Below are 13,946 nucleotides of genomic sequence, written 5' to 3' on the forward strand. Positions count from 1 at the left end.
CATATCCTTCAGCCATTTGACTGCGACAAGAATTTCCTGTACATAAAAAATAAATTTTTTTCATTCTAAACCACCTATAATTTTAATTTGTATAACACCATGATACACCATAAACTTAAATGCAATGCTTTCATCAACATAGGTGCTCGTATACTGAAAATCCGGACCGCTTTATTTCTAGGGCATAATCCGAGATAATCAAGTATAGGAGTTTTTTTATATTATGAAAGCTAAGCGATACTCAACAGAATTTAAGTCATCAATTGTCACCTTGTATAACGAGGGACGTTCTGCTAATTCTCTAGCCAATGAATACCATTTGGCTGTACAAACCGTCACGGGTTGGGTGAAGAAAGCCCAAATCATTGGGACGGACGTTACCGGTAAGCCAGTGACTCGTGCCGAATTTAATGCGATGCAGAAAGAAGTTGCACGACTCTTGGTAGACTTTTATAGTTTAGTTGTGAACTAATAAATCAATATAAGTTTGATAAAGTAGCTTATAATAATTATTATACATTGGTTAGGAGGGGGAATATGAGTATTATTGATGATATAGCAGCAGATCAAATGAATATGGAGTTTACTAAAAAAGGATTAAGGCCAATATTTCACGTATCGAAAAAAGCAAAATTAGTCATTATTGGTCAAGCACCGGGATTACGAGTTCAAAACTCGGGTATAATGTGGGATGATGCATCGGGAGATCGATTAAGAGAGTGGATCGGGGTTGGTAAAGATACCTTTTATAATTCAGGAAAAATTGGCGTAATTCCCATGGACTTTTACTATCCAGGAAAAGGAAAATGGGGTGACTTACCGCCCAGACGAGGAGTAGCTAACAAATGGCACCCAAAATTATTGGAGCTTATGCCCGATGTTCAGTTAATTATATTGGTGGGATCATATGCTCAGAAATATTATCTGAATCTTGGTTATCAAAGCAAGATAACCGATGTAATAAAGAACTACAAAAATTACTTGCCTCTTTATTTTCCGATAGTTCATCCTTCACCAAGAAATAATATATGGATTAAAAAAAATCCGTGGTTTGAACAAGAGGTTGTGCCAGAATTAAAAGAGATAATTAGTAAGATTTTATCGGACTAGTTTGAAGATAATTTGGAGGAGGTTTGTAGCAGTGCTTAGTAAAAAAGAAATAAGAAAAATGACCTTGGATAAACTAAAATTATATGATTACCATAGCAAGATTACTGAAGAAGAGCGATTACAGGCAATTCTGTTTTCTAAGGCATATTGGAATAACTCTAATTCAGTGGCTGTAACTATAAGTATGGAACACGAATTGAGTACTGATGTCATTATTCAGGAGGCGTTGAGAAGCCATAAGAAAGTAGTAGTACCTAGGGTGAGTAGTGGAAAATTATTATGGTTTGACTATATAGAAAGTTTAATGAGTAAATCAAAATTCGGAATTCTAGAACCAACACAAGATGAAAATCAAGCACAAAATTTGAAGGGAATAGATCTAATGGTGGTTCCCGGTGTAGCCTTTAGCGAAGATAATTATCGGATAGGTTACGGTGCAGGTTTCTTTGACGCAACGTTGGCAGAGTATAATGGTATAACGGTTTCGCTAGTGTTGCCTCCTCAATCAATCCATAAATTTTCAAAGGATACGTGGGATAGACCGGTGAGGTATCTTATAAAATAGGATTTATGCTAAATAAACTTATAATGAATATGTTAGTTTTTCATTATGAGTTTATTTTTTTAATTACTTTATGTTAAACAATCTCATTTAGGTAATTATGATTATTCTAAAATTCTGTGTTAGCTCCTCTCAAATAGATATTTCTAGTAGCCCAGTCTATTGCTTAGAAGTCAATAAATTGGACCATTTTTATTCAGTTAATTAGGCGACATTTGAGATACGATTTCGATTATAAAAATTGATAGTCCAACCAATGGCTGCTTGGACCTCAGTTAATGTTTGGTATGCCTTCAAATAAACTTCTTCACGCTTCAATATTGAATGAAACGCTTCCATAAAGTCATTATCGTATGGATGTCCTTTGAGTGAATATGAATGTTTCAAGCCATAATTTTGACCCTTGGTATTAAATTCAGCACTCGTGTATTGTAACCCCATATCCGAATGAACTATTAGTGGCTTTTGATGATTATCTAACGCCATCTGTAAGGCACTTGTAGCTAGTTCGGCTGTCCTTGTATTGCCAATTTTATAGCCTAATACTTTTCTCTTCTCAGGATCCAAAACGGTTGCTAAATAGGCCCATCTGTGATTAGTCAACTGAATATAAGTGATATCTGTTTGCCAAACACCGCTCAAATCATGCTAGTGCCTAATCAGATTAGTTATTTGAGAAACCGTCACAACGGTTTTGTGTTTGCGATAACGTTTTGCATGCTTGATCTAATCCTTAATTCACGCATCAATTTGAGTGTCATATACTCAGATATTTTCGGGCAGTCATTGGTTAGTTGACTATAAGCAGCAATACGACGATAACCATAAAATTTAAAGGTTTTCCAAACGTCTAAAATATAAGGTTTTAGGCATTCTCTAAACTTTTCTTGTCGACTGAACTGCCAATGGCGCCAGTTGTAATAGGTACTAGGTCTGATTTTAAGTGGACTTAAAATACGCACAAGCGCGTAGCCTTGTGCTAAAAATTGGTTAACTAGCGGCAATCCCACATTACGGACTATTTTTTGGCTAGTAAGATGGCCGCTCAATGCTTGTCAGGCTATGCGTGATAAAATTTCGTTTTCTTCCTCCAAAATAGTGAGGCGCTTCTCTAGTTGCTTGACGTATTTTAAAGTCTTTGACTGACCCTTGATCAAGATTGGAGTAGCTTGTTTAACCCAAATATCCATAGGATCGTTCGACGGTCCGAATCCTTCTGCTAGTGATTTAAGTGAACGGCCTTCTTGGTGAAGTTTAACCAAGAAACCTTTGACATCTTGTGAATAACGGACTGAATAAAGATAGTCCATTTTTTAGTATATTAGCATCGGATTATGCCCTAGAAATAAAGAAGTCCTGATTTTCAGTATACGAGCATTGTAAATCTAGGTAAAATTGGTTGATTATAATAAAGTGTGAGTCTGGTATAAGCGTTTGTCCATGTTACTGAACTGATATCATATATGCATATCAATTGGAAGACGTATATTTTTGTCATCTGCCATTAATTTAATATAATTAATCTTGAATAAACAATTTTTTAATATATTGTACTGTTCTAACAGAAATATTGAAAGCTTCTGCTGTAGATTTTATTGTGTGCGTTTGAGAATACTCAAAGATAGCTGTGTTTCGGCTATCTTTTTTTCTTTTGGGTCTACCTTCTTTATAGTTGGGATTGTGTTGCCTTGCAAATATCTTACCAGCCTGCGTACGTTCGATAATCATGTCGCGTTCCATTTCCGCAACCGAAAGTAATGTTCTTACAATCATGCGACCCATTGGGGTATTGTCAATTGTTCCTAAGTTTAGAACTTTAATCACAATTTTTTGTTTCAGGAGATCATCAATTAAATTTAATGCTTCACGTGTATTTCGAGCAAAGCGATCTAACTTGGTGACGATCAATGTGTCATTAGGTTCAATTAGATTGACAAGTTTTTTAAACTGTGGTCGTGATGTAGTTGTACCTGAATATTTTTCACTGAAAATCATTTCAGCCCCGGCATTTTTCAAAGTCTCTTTTTGTTCATATAAAGATTGTCCAGCTGTTGAAACCCGTGCATAACCATAAACTGTCATTTTATACCTCTTTAAAATTGCATAACTAAATTGCAGTATATAAAGCCAAGTATAGCATGACTTTGAAAAAGTGCAAACTACTCAAAAGTTTATTGCACTAATAACTGTAAAGCTGTCATATTTTTTTGTGAAGATTAGGTTATGATATAATTTTATTTACAAGCAAGTTAAGGACTGGTGGAATCTGATAGTTGGGGGTGACGCTTATTGTTGAAACTCAAGGCTACCTGAAAGGATAACACCAAATGGTCTGTTAGACCGCGGTAATTGTGTTGATCACATTTCTGGTTGTTTTAGCTACGAAAGTAGTCGAACTACTAAAAGAAATTAACAAGTCTAAAAAATAGGTAAACAAAAACCCCTTAACTTTGGCCGGTTCTAGGGGTTTTCGTGAAATGACTATTTTAGTTTATTAACAAAATAACAACTACCAACGCTGAAGCACGCTTGTGACTTAAAAGGTCATGTACCTAACATGGGTCTTTTTGTTTATATTTATATTATACCACTTTCACTGTTTTTGCCAATTATTTCTATTTCATAGATCATTTTGCTTGTTTTTATTTAGCATTTTTAAACTAATTTTCAGGTGTGTTGTTTAATAATCCATTAATACTAAATGGGGTTAGTAATGAAATGGTCGTACTAAGCGATACTTCATCGGGTGTATGGCGTTCTTGATATATTAAGTATACGAAATTCGGAATCTTATTTGATATTGTTGACTCAACGTATATACGTTGCTTAAGGGCGGTATTGTCATCAGAAAGCGTTATATTTGCAATTTTTGGTGCTAAGTTATTTTCAATGTTATCTATTTTGTAGCCATTTTCCGCAAGAATCATTTTTTTAAAAAAACGAATTCCTTACTTGCAATGCAGTCTTTGTTTGATAGGTTTGAATAACATTTTGTGTTTTCAAATTGTACTGAACTGATCATAATTATCTCTTTTCTATTTTCATGTAGTATCCCAATTTAGGTTGGTATAACGTGCATTTTAGATACATGATGATATCAGTAAATTATTTTCCACATCTGTAATTTTTACTTTTGAAGAGACACTATAAAATATAAATATTTGATTTTTATACTTTTTAAAGTGTTAACAAGTATTGTTTAGGAGAAAACATGAAATATTTAAAAGATAGTACCCTGCTGACTAGTTGTCTTGTAGTATTTTTTGGTGGGTCATTAGGTAGCTTGTTCAGGCTACTAATTACCGAAATTCCACATATTGGGAGTAGTCCTTGGGTTATAGTAGTCATCAATGTTTTAGGATCATTCTTCCTTGCTTATATCGGAGCAGTCATTCCTGACAGCTATGACTATTCTTTAATTTTAAAAAATTTTATAGGGACGGGTATCATGGGTGGCTTTACAACATTCAGCACATTTATACTTCAAATTAATCAATTAGGTAGAGAAAATTTTTTAATTAGTATTATTTATACATTAATTAGTTTTATACTGGCTTACATTGCAGTTGTTTTTGGGAAAAATGTAGGAAAAAATCGGAGATTAAATCAGTGAATTTTTTTAACTTTTATTTGTATTTCTGTTTAGCTGCTGGGCTAGGTGCTGTTATTCGATATCTAGTTATAAGTTTTATGCCAAGGATTACAAATTTTTTCACAGGTGTTTTTTATGTTAATATTATTGGTGCTTTTTTGATGGGTGTATTATCAGTTAATATGAACAGCAACGTCTGGCATATTATTATTGGAACGGGTTTTATTGGCGGCCTGACGACATTCAGCACCATGATGACACAGGGAGAGCAGTTTAATAGTTTTAAACGGAGTATGGTATATTTTGCATTGACATTAGTCTTAGGAATTTTTTTATTTATTGTAGCTATACACATACACGTTTAACGAAATACTTTGAATGTGAAACACGCAGTTTTAAATGTCTTTGATGTTTTGTTAATACATACACAAAACGAATTCGCTTGATTCTGTTTTAATCAAAGAATGAGAATATATAAAGAAAATCGTTAAATTTTTCTGTATTTGGAATCAACCCCCTTTTTGTTGTAAACTGATTTTATGTTTAAAAAAAGAATTAGACTCAATACATCAAAGCTGTCAGTAGTATTATATGGCACACTTATAGGTTTTTTAACAGGAATAGTTGTTAGTGTCTTCCGCTGGACAATTGAAAAATTGCTTCAATTTGTGCAAACGCTGTATCTCGATATTTCACATGGCAATATAGCGTTAATATTTTTAGTGATAACTGCTAATTTAATTTGTTTTTTAATTGTTTCATGGATGTTAAACAAAGAACCTAATATATCCGGTTCCGGCATTCCACAGGTTGAAGGTCTATTATTGGGTGAACTAAAAATAAACTGGTGGTCGACATTGTGGCGGAAATTTATATCAGGAATTTTGGCTATTGGTAGTGGTTTAATGCTGGGGCGGGAAGGTCCTTCAATTCAACTGGGTGCATCAATTGGTCAGGGTGTGGCATCATATAAACGTCTTAGTCATAATCAATCGAAAGGGCTTATAGCCAGTGGTGCCGCTGCAGGTTTATCAGCTGCATTTAATGCACCTTTAGCCGGCGTTATGTTTGTATTGGAGGAAGTCTATCACAGTATTTCTCCCTTTGTCTGGGTTGGTGCATTGACAGGCGCAAGCGTTTCGGATTTTGTCTCTACGGTTTTGTTTGGCCAAACACCAGTTTTATCTATTGGACACTTAAGCGTTTTCCCGGTACAGTTATATGGTTTATTGTTGGTATTTGGTATTATATTAGGCTTATTTGGCTTTTTATATCAAAAATTTTTACTATTCAGCTTAAATTGTTACAGTAAAATTAGGGTTCCTAAATATTTATACGGTATCGTGCCGTTTATCTTGGTGATACCGATTGGAATTTTATGGCCAAATCTTTTAGGTGGGGGAAATAATTTAATTTTATCACTGAAAGAAGCACCTATGACAATGAAAATGATCATCGTAATTTTGTTAGTTCGATTTGTTTTCTCAATGATTAGTTACGGTTCCGGTCTGCCAGGGGGAATATTTTTACCTATTTTGACTCTAGGTGCACTAAGTGGCGCATTGATGGCTCATATATTTGTCTATTTACATCTCATGAGTGCAAATTATGCTTTAAACTTTATTGTGATCGGTATGGCAGGTTATTTCGCATGTATTGGTAAAGCACCATTTACTGCAATTATTCTTATCTTTGAGATGGTTGGGAGTGTGACCCACATTTTACCTTTAGCACTTGTAAGTTTAGTAGCCTACTTAGTAGTTGATCTATTAAATGGTGCACCAATATATGAATCTTTATTAGAACGTTTGTTGAAAAGAAAACCAGCGCATCTAGCGATGTCCTCCATGATAACTATGGAAGTCACTGTTCTTGCTGGTGGTATGCTAGAAGATCAACAAATAAGAGACTTACAACTGGAATCAAATAGTTTGATTACACTGGTCAGAAGATCTGAAAATGTACTGATTCCCAAAGGAGACTTAGTATTACGTGCTGGTGATATTATTTATATTAGAATGAACCAAAAAGATGCAAAAATTACTAGAAATCAACTATCACTTAACAACTAAATAAATTTCAAAAACACGATTTTAGAGTTTTTGCGTCGAAAAGATAAATTCGTTATCAATTAAATTACAATTACAGAAATAATTACCAGGAGATTCTTTTTTACAAATAATTGGAACCAGCTTTAGTTTCAAATTCAATTGAGATAACATCGCTTTATCGTAATTTAGAGTGTTTTGATTGAGTGAGCACATCGTAATAGTGAAATTATATTCAACATAATTGTATCAAAATAAAAATTTGCCTAAGAAGAGGTGGAGTATGATGATATAAAAATTAGTTTTGTACTAACCATCAGCTTTTTTTGGTGTAAGTTCTTTGTTTAAACAATTTCTATATATTCCTTTTTTGCTAATAAAAAATCATATTTTTTTAATTAGAGACAGAAAATGTCTTTTTAAAAATTATATCGTAGGATCAGGACAATAATATATAGCGAAATTTGATTTGAATAATAAAACTATGGTATATTTAACTTAATTTAATTTAAACGGTTGGGCGCAAGCTTCAAGAATTGTTAGTCGGGGAACTAGCATTTTTTGGAGCTTTTTAAATATTAGGAGAAATAATGGAATATCTATTAATCATGTTCTTAGTCATAGTTACTATTTTTCTGGGAAAGGTAGGCACCTGGTTTGGTTTTTCTGAAGTTGTTGGGCAACTATTTTCAGGTATCATTTTAGGATCCAGCATATTTAATATAGTACAGTCAAGTAATTTAATCCACTTGATAGCTGAGATAGGTATTTTTTTACTGATGTTAAATTCGGGACTAGAGTCGGATTTAAAGGAAATGAAAAGATACATTAAAGCATCGTCACTCATTGCAGTTATGGGGGTACTACTACCCTTAATTACTTTTCCGATTGCATTTTTATTGCTTGGATATAATATACAGACTTCCATATTTGCCGGTGTTGTGTTCTCTGCAACTTCAATATCTATAACGTTAGCTGTACTATCGGAACAAAAAAAATTAGCCACTGCAATAGGAGCAATCATACTTTCGGCGGCTGTAATAGATGACATAATTGCTTTGTTTGCGGTGACTTTATTTTCTGTTTTAGTAGGTGGAGGTGCACTGGGGATAAACAGTATTTTACCATTACTCGCTTTTGCGTTAGGTATACTACTCAGGAAGTATAATTTTTCTGATAAAATTGGTGTTATCAGTACGAAAATGGGTAATTCTTTCTTTTACCCTGTATTTTTCGGGTCCATCGGTCTTGAAATCGTAATCCAGGGACTGGGAGATAAGATAACAGCTATTATAATTTTTAGTATTTTAGCTATTGTCACAAAATTTGTTGGCTCGTTATGGGGAGCAAAAATTTCTGGTCTAGATACCAGAGTTTCAAGTGCAATTGGGGCAGGCATGATTTCTAGAGGTGAGATGGTCCTTGTGATTATTCAAATAGGTATATCATCACATATTATTGATGATTATACTTCAGCGGAGTTTATTGTTGCTGTCATCGTTTCAACAATAGTAGCTCCGATAATCATGAAACCACTGTTCAAAAAGATTTGATATTACAATTATAAAAGTTGCTATATTAGCAGATGGCTGATTGGTTTCTGTCAGGTTATGCGTTATAAAATTTCATTTTGCTACTTAAATAGGGTTCCAAGCCAATAAGTGAAGGCCATTGTGAGCACTCCTGTGAATATGTTGCGCAAAATAGCTGGAATTATTGGTGCTCGTCCCGCCCAAGCGCTTAGCCAACCAGTTAAAAAAAGTGCCCAAAGCGTTGCCAAAATTGTTCCTATAACTTTCAGATTGTCGGGTAGTAATATCACGGATAGTAATGGCCAGATACCACCAGATATTGAGGCAATAAATGATGATACTAAGGCATGTCCAGGGCTTAAATACTTTCCAACTACAATACCGTACTTAATTTGTACATAGTGTTTCAAAGCATCATTTGTCATCAGGTCATCCGCCACACGTGTGGCTAATTTAGGATCAGCACCCCGTTGTTCATAATATATAGCAATTTCATCATGCACAATTGTAGGTTGGGTGGCCAAAAGGGTCTCAGCTTTTGCAACCACTGCTTTTTCTGTATCTTTTTGTGACGAAACCGAAACAAACTCCCCTGACGCCATAGAAAAAGCAACAGCGAGCATTTCAGCAATACCAGCTACAAAGACGACTGTATTATTGGTAGTCGCACCAGTAATACCGAGGATGACACCAGCGCCACCAATAATTCCGTCATTGGCACCTAACACTCCAGCACGAATAATATTTAATTTTTCTGATAAAGTCAATTTTTTGTATTCCATATTACGCAGCCATTAATAAGCCAATTAAGTATGTCACGGACATTGTTAATAGCCCCATCAGTACGTTTCGTAAAATCATTGTTTTTTTTGGTGTATTTCCATACACGGCTGAGAAATAGCCGGTTAAAACCAAGGCGAAAATTACAAAAATAAGAGTTATGACGACACGGTATGTCATCGGGACAAAGATCATACCGACCATTGGCAAGATGGCACCAAGGGGGAAAGCCATCATTGAAGCAATAGCAGCTTCAGCTGGCGAGATAAAATCATCCTCATTTATGCCATAGCGTGCGTGTAAGGTTTCTCCTAATGCATCTTTTTGCATGCTTTGTTGCGCAAGTAACCGTGCATTTTCCTCACTGATGCCATCTGTTTGATAGTGTTGTATCAGAAATTGAGCTTCTTGTGAAAAATTATTAACTAGCGCACTTCTTTGTTCGTCTTTAGCTGAACGCTCTGAATCTAATTGTGAATTTACGGATACATACTCACCTGTGGCCATTGAAAAAGTACCGGCGATTGTTGCTGTCAGGCCAGCCAGAAAAATTGTCCAAGTATTCATTGAGGCCCCATAAACACCAAAAACAACGCCAGCAATTGAAATAATACCGTCGTTCGCTCCCATCACAATGGCACGTAGAATATTTATTTTTTTACTAATTTGTATATCCATGTGTAAATTATAACATTTTATTTTACGGTTAATTACAAGAATTAAATGAACATTACAAATTACTGCAAAACATGCCGTGGTGATACACAGTTGATTATTTTCATTGATCTTATACTGATCAAATAAGTGGTTTGGTCTCATTATTTGACGCCCACTAATTAAGTATAAGATCATGTATTTGTGCTATAATGAGCAAAGGAGGAATTAAATAATGACTAACAATGAGATGAAGTTGAAAGATTACGGACCACATCCATTTGCTGTTGACCTTAATCAGGCGGCTATAAAAAATGTTAATTATCGCACAACCTTGTGGACAGGAGATCATTTTCAAGTTACTTTAATGGCAATTCCACCTAATGGTGGTGATATTGGAATGGAAATTCATCATGGTAATGACCAGTTTATTTATTTAGTTGAAGGTGTCGGACATGTTCAGATGGGAAAAGATAGAGAGAAATTGACTATTGATAAGGATATTACTCCTGGTGAGGCCATTATTATTCCTGATAATACTTGGCACAATGTTATCAATGTTGGTGATCAGGTTATGAAGTGCTACTCTATCTATTCACCAGTTAAGCATGAACACGGTGTTACAGAATCGACCAAGGAAGAAGCTATCATTCAAGAAGGGGAGCTTGAAGGCTCTGAAGAGTAATTTAACAAAGCATACATTTATTTGACAAAAGCGCATAAGCGCTTTTTTTTCAGTGTATGAGGAGAAATGATGAAAAAAGTAAAGAAGATACAAATTTTAGGAATGTTAGTTTTGATAATATTGAATTGTCGGCGATATTTTATGATCAGAAATCAATAAATTGAACTACTTTTGTTCAGTTGCTTAGGCAACATTTGAAATTTTGAGGTAAGGTTGCGATTATAAAAATTAGTATACCACCCGATAGCTGCTTGGAATTCAGTTGATGTTTGGTATGTTTTCAATATAACTCTTCCATATGTCCCTTGTCGTATGTTTGCCATTGCTGCGAGTATGAATGTTTCGATCCAGACTTTTGATATTTAATATTAAAATCAGCACTTGTGTATTGTGATCCCCCTGACCTTTTCCGACAGTTCACAAAGTCAGGTTTAAGCTTTTTTCACAATCTATACCAATTTAAAAATCGTCACTGGTTAATGCTTTAAATTTTCTTTTTTGTGTTGATGTTAGTGAATTTTGAACATAACTGTCAATCAATAATTCTATTACTTCGTAGTCAAACTTTGTTTTGTTAATAGCTTTGAGTGCAGCTAATTCCGTTTTAATACTTTCAGAAATTTTAATCTGCGACTTTTGATTGACAAATTTTTCTTTATTAGATTTTTTGTTTTTAGTTTCAATAGTATCTGTTTTAATTGTAGATTGTGGTTTTGGTGCTACTTTCTTTTCTCTACTATCATTTAAAGAAAATTGTTCTTTAGCTGGGATGTTACCTTGTACTCTTGGGCTCATTCCTTTTAGTACGCTATTACTCATTTTAGTTTACCTCTTTTTCATAAAAATTTAGTCTAGTAATTAGCTCATCTGTGACTTCGTTATACTTTTGTAGAACTTTTAAGTCATGTCTATCATGATTTGTAATTCCATTTATATCAAAGCGTTTAATACGTTCCATTTGTGGCACAATTGTTGAGAAAATATTGCTTTCACCGAAAATTTCTTTGGCATTTTCAATAATATATTCATCAACTGTTCCAGTATTTTTTAAAAGAACTGGCAGTAAACCTACAACTGTTAGATTTAGATCATATTTTTCATTTAGTTTATTTAACTCTTCGATATAATTTTCAGCACCAGTTAGTGAATGTTCTTGTGTTTGTAGTGAAATTAAAACATAGTCAGAACTAGTAACAGCATTACGTGTAATTTCTTTAGACATTGGTGGAACATCAATAATAATAATATCAAAGCTTTCTTTTATTGGATCTAATAGTTTTGAAAAATAAAAATCTTCGTCTGTTTGATTGTCTGTGTTTTGGTATAAAAACTTGGCAAATTCTTCGAAATCAATATTTGAAGGCATTAAAAATAAATTATCAATAATTTTTATTGGTAGATCATCAATTTTATTGTCAGCAATACCACGCATAAGTGTTTTTTCAAACGTGAGTATTCCGTCTTCATCTTGGTTTAACTTTGTTAAAGTTAGTGTTTTTGTGGCGTTTGCTTGGGGATCAAGATCAATAACTAAGGTCTTAATTCCTTTTTGCGCTAATGTATATGCTATTAGAATACTATTAGTAGTTTTTCCTACACCACCTTTGAAGTTTCCAACTGTTAGCGTGATTGCTTGTTTTCTATTTGTTTTTAATTCCATGATTAGTCCTTTATAAAAAAATAATATATAACTATATAACTATTTATAAATATAACTATATCACTATATATAAATATATCAATAGATAAATATAACTTTTTAACTATTTAACCGGCTGTACATACTGGTTTTATAGTGTTTATAAATAGTTAAATAGTTAAATATCACTATTAAACAAATATATTGTTGACAGGGTGATTAGGGTGTATTATATTGATAGTGTTAATAAAAAAGAATAAAAGAAAAGCCACCAAGGATTGCCGTCCTTGATAGCTACATACATCTTATTTGTTTGATCAATGTAGCTCTATTATACAACATAACCTTTGTGTTGTAAATGTGGGTGATTTCAAAAAGAGTGAAGCCAAACACTTTAAGGGGTATGGTTGATATGACAGGTAGGGGGTAGTTGTGTTTCTTGCAACTCGGTAGATCCAAATTGCTGTATCAGGTATACGAAAAAATAGACAAGTGCCATTTTCCCAGACACTACTGTACAAAAATATTTGGGTGCTACACAAACAATCCATACTGGGCGTGTAGTAGGGTGAGAGCGACCATTAACGGCTCGGCAGGTAAAACGGTGTTCAAGGACACAGAGCTTGTCTTTAAACTGTATCGTGACAAAGAGAATAAATATAGTGATACAGCGCCAATAAGGGCGTTTTTTTATTGGTTCAATGACTAAGTAATTGATTAAAGCAAGTGGGTAAAACCAAAGCTTGTATGGATAAGGTGACGGACGACTGAACGATCGGTCAAGTGTTTGTTTGATTAAAGTTTTTTTCTTCCCAAAACAAGGGAAAAACTTTCTTCGGCTCTAAACTTCCCTCACTCTCAATCAAGCATTTGTGACTTGCTTGTGTCAATAACTTCTTTTAGTTTTCTCTATTGGTTTTGATTTAAAGACATTAAAAAAAGCCACAATAATAATAATAACCACGGGCGAGCTTAACTGTTGTGTTGGCAGTTGCGCGGTTTCCGTTTCTAGTGGCAGATAATCCAGAGCTTGTCACCTGCCAGTGATAAGCTTTTTGATTTAAAAAAATAACCCCCATACTGCCAGACGAGGGGGGTTGTAAATTAATGATTGTGATCCTCAATATAATTCTGCAACGAGATTAACACTAAGCCAGCCAAAATCTGCCAAAGTGTGGCTTGTAGCTGTTGCAGTACAATTATAGAAGCTTTCACGAAGGAACACCTCCCTTCTGGGCGTCTAATCACAACGCCTAAGATATATCATAGCAGGAAGAAGTCCTGCTCCTAATTGTTTTAATTACGACGGATTGTATATATTTCGATCTTTTTAGCTATTGTGAT

The 13,946-nt window shown here is 34.2% G+C and carries 15 protein-coding genes; 8 read left to right on the plus strand and 7 right to left on the minus strand.

The genetic code is table 11. The annotated features are described in order from the left end of the window. Nucleotides 1-64, minus strand: a 64-nt coding sequence (locus AB3K24_RS10070) for an arsenate reductase/protein-tyrosine-phosphatase family protein (protein WP_457852240.1), incomplete at its 3' end; no start/stop codon positions are given. A 159-nt stretch (nucleotides 65-223) separates the two neighbouring features. Between AB3K24_RS10070 and AB3K24_RS10075 the strand changes: the two genes are divergently transcribed. The 3 genes from AB3K24_RS10075 to AB3K24_RS10085 all read left to right on the plus strand — a co-directional run bounded on the left by AB3K24_RS10075 (nucleotide 224) and on the right by AB3K24_RS10085 (nucleotide 1,675). Next, on the plus strand, nucleotides 224-472 hold the full coding sequence (locus AB3K24_RS10075; RefSeq protein WP_013102139.1) for a transposase: 249 nt from the start codon (nucleotides 224-226) through the stop codon (nucleotides 470-472). Nucleotides 473-537: 65 nt separating this feature from the next. Further along, complete coding sequence (locus AB3K24_RS10080) at nucleotides 538-1,110, plus strand: uracil-DNA glycosylase family protein (RefSeq protein WP_010386640.1); 573 nt, start codon at nucleotides 538-540, stop codon at nucleotides 1,108-1,110. 31 nt (nucleotides 1,111-1,141) lie between these two features. Next, entirely contained in the window at nucleotides 1,142-1,675 is a 534-nt protein-coding gene (locus AB3K24_RS10085) for a 5-formyltetrahydrofolate cyclo-ligase (protein WP_010277786.1), read from the plus strand. Nucleotides 1,676-1,876: 201 nt separating this feature from the next. Here the strand turns inward: AB3K24_RS10085 and AB3K24_RS10090 are convergent, their stop codons facing one another. Continuing rightward, on the minus strand, nucleotides 1,877-2,314 hold the full coding sequence (locus AB3K24_RS10090) for a DDE-type integrase/transposase/recombinase (protein WP_013102140.1): 438 nt from the start codon (nucleotides 2,312-2,314) through the stop codon (nucleotides 1,877-1,879). An 876-nt stretch (nucleotides 2,315-3,190) separates the two neighbouring features. Continuing rightward, nucleotides 3,191-3,754 carry a recombinase family protein gene (locus AB3K24_RS10095; RefSeq protein ID WP_010277799.1) on the minus strand — a complete coding sequence of 188 codons (564 nt, stop codon included), beginning with the start codon at nucleotides 3,752-3,754 and terminating at the stop codon, nucleotides 3,191-3,193. Between the two features lie 1,129 nt (nucleotides 3,755-4,883). Between AB3K24_RS10095 and AB3K24_RS10100 the strand changes: the two genes are divergently transcribed. From AB3K24_RS10100 to AB3K24_RS10115, 4 genes are all read left to right on the plus strand, one after another. Next, nucleotides 4,884-5,285, plus strand: coding sequence for a fluoride efflux transporter FluC (locus AB3K24_RS10100; protein WP_010277807.1), 402 nt, complete (start codon nucleotides 4,884-4,886; stop codon nucleotides 5,283-5,285). After that, on the plus strand, nucleotides 5,282-5,629 hold the full coding sequence (locus AB3K24_RS10105) for a FluC/FEX family fluoride channel (protein ID WP_013102144.1): 348 nt from the start codon (nucleotides 5,282-5,284) through the stop codon (nucleotides 5,627-5,629). The genes AB3K24_RS10100 and AB3K24_RS10105 overlap by 4 nt, the downstream gene beginning before the upstream one ends. Nucleotides 5,630-5,803: 174 nt before the next feature. Next, nucleotides 5,804-7,336, plus strand: a complete 1,533-nt coding sequence (locus AB3K24_RS10110) for a ClC family H(+)/Cl(-) exchange transporter (RefSeq protein ID WP_013102145.1) — start codon at nucleotides 5,804-5,806, stop codon at nucleotides 7,334-7,336. Between the two features lie 566 nt (nucleotides 7,337-7,902). Next, entirely contained in the window at nucleotides 7,903-8,865 is a 963-nt protein-coding gene (locus tag AB3K24_RS10115; RefSeq protein ID WP_367975639.1) for a cation:proton antiporter, read from the plus strand. 80 nt (nucleotides 8,866-8,945) lie between these two features. On the opposite strand, the gene AB3K24_RS10120 is transcribed toward AB3K24_RS10115, so the two are convergent. Next, entirely contained in the window at nucleotides 8,946-9,626 is a 681-nt protein-coding gene (locus AB3K24_RS10120) for a VIT1/CCC1 transporter family protein (protein WP_013102146.1), read from the minus strand. Nucleotide 9,627: 1 nt separating this feature from the next. Beyond that, a complete protein-coding gene (locus AB3K24_RS10125) occupies nucleotides 9,628-10,302 on the minus strand; it encodes a VIT1/CCC1 transporter family protein (protein ID WP_013102147.1) in 675 nt (224 codons plus the stop codon). Between the two features lie 211 nt (nucleotides 10,303-10,513). Between AB3K24_RS10125 and AB3K24_RS10130 the strand changes: the two genes are divergently transcribed. After that, nucleotides 10,514-10,963, plus strand: a complete 450-nt coding sequence (locus tag AB3K24_RS10130) for a cupin domain-containing protein (protein WP_013102148.1) — start codon at nucleotides 10,514-10,516, stop codon at nucleotides 10,961-10,963. A gap of 459 nt (nucleotides 10,964-11,422) precedes the next feature. On the opposite strand, the gene AB3K24_RS10135 is transcribed toward AB3K24_RS10130, so the two are convergent. Together AB3K24_RS10135 and AB3K24_RS10140 are read right to left on the minus strand one after the other, a co-directional pair. After that, the gene (locus AB3K24_RS10135) at nucleotides 11,423-11,782 is read right to left on the minus strand and encodes a hypothetical protein (RefSeq protein WP_013102149.1); all 360 of its coding nucleotides are present in this window, start codon (nucleotides 11,780-11,782) and stop codon (nucleotides 11,423-11,425) included. 1 nt (nucleotide 11,783) lies between these two features. Next, complete coding sequence (locus AB3K24_RS10140; protein WP_012304962.1) at nucleotides 11,784-12,623, minus strand: ParA family protein; 840 nt, start codon at nucleotides 12,621-12,623, stop codon at nucleotides 11,784-11,786. Nucleotides 12,624-13,946 lie beyond the last annotated feature (1,323 nt).

It is taken from the genome of Leuconostoc aquikimchii (assembly GCF_040838325.1).
Lineage (GTDB): Bacteria > Bacillota > Bacilli > Lactobacillales > Lactobacillaceae > Leuconostoc > Leuconostoc aquikimchii.

What these genes read in the sequence shown, in the direction of transcription:
- AB3K24_RS10135 (WP_013102149.1), bottom strand. Translation starts at nt 11,782, where the DNA reads ATGAGTAATAGCGTACTAAAAGGAATGAGCCCAAGAGTACAAGGTAAC.
- AB3K24_RS10115 (WP_367975639.1), top strand. Translation starts at nt 7,903, where the DNA reads ATGGAATATCTATTAATCATGTTCTTAGTCATAGTTACTATTTTTCTG.
- AB3K24_RS10125 (WP_013102147.1), bottom strand. Translation starts at nt 10,302, where the DNA reads ATGGATATACAAATTAGTAAAAAAATAAATATTCTACGTGCCATTGTG.
- AB3K24_RS10095 (WP_010277799.1), bottom strand. Translation starts at nt 3,754, where the DNA reads ATGACAGTTTATGGTTATGCACGGGTTTCAACAGCTGGACAATCTTTA.
- AB3K24_RS10130 (WP_013102148.1), top strand. Translation starts at nt 10,514, where the DNA reads ATGACTAACAATGAGATGAAGTTGAAAGATTACGGACCACATCCATTT.
- AB3K24_RS10080 (WP_010386640.1), top strand. Translation starts at nt 538, where the DNA reads ATGAGTATTATTGATGATATAGCAGCAGATCAAATGAATATGGAGTTT.
- AB3K24_RS10120 (WP_013102146.1), bottom strand. Translation starts at nt 9,626, where the DNA reads ATGGAATACAAAAAATTGACTTTATCAGAAAAATTAAATATTATTCGT.
- AB3K24_RS10075 (WP_013102139.1), top strand. Translation starts at nt 224, where the DNA reads ATGAAAGCTAAGCGATACTCAACAGAATTTAAGTCATCAATTGTCACC.
- AB3K24_RS10100 (WP_010277807.1), top strand. Translation starts at nt 4,884, where the DNA reads ATGAAATATTTAAAAGATAGTACCCTGCTGACTAGTTGTCTTGTAGTA.
- AB3K24_RS10110 (WP_013102145.1), top strand. Translation starts at nt 5,804, where the DNA reads ATGTTTAAAAAAAGAATTAGACTCAATACATCAAAGCTGTCAGTAGTA.
- AB3K24_RS10140 (WP_012304962.1), bottom strand. Translation starts at nt 12,623, where the DNA reads ATGGAATTAAAAACAAATAGAAAACAAGCAATCACGCTAACAGTTGGA.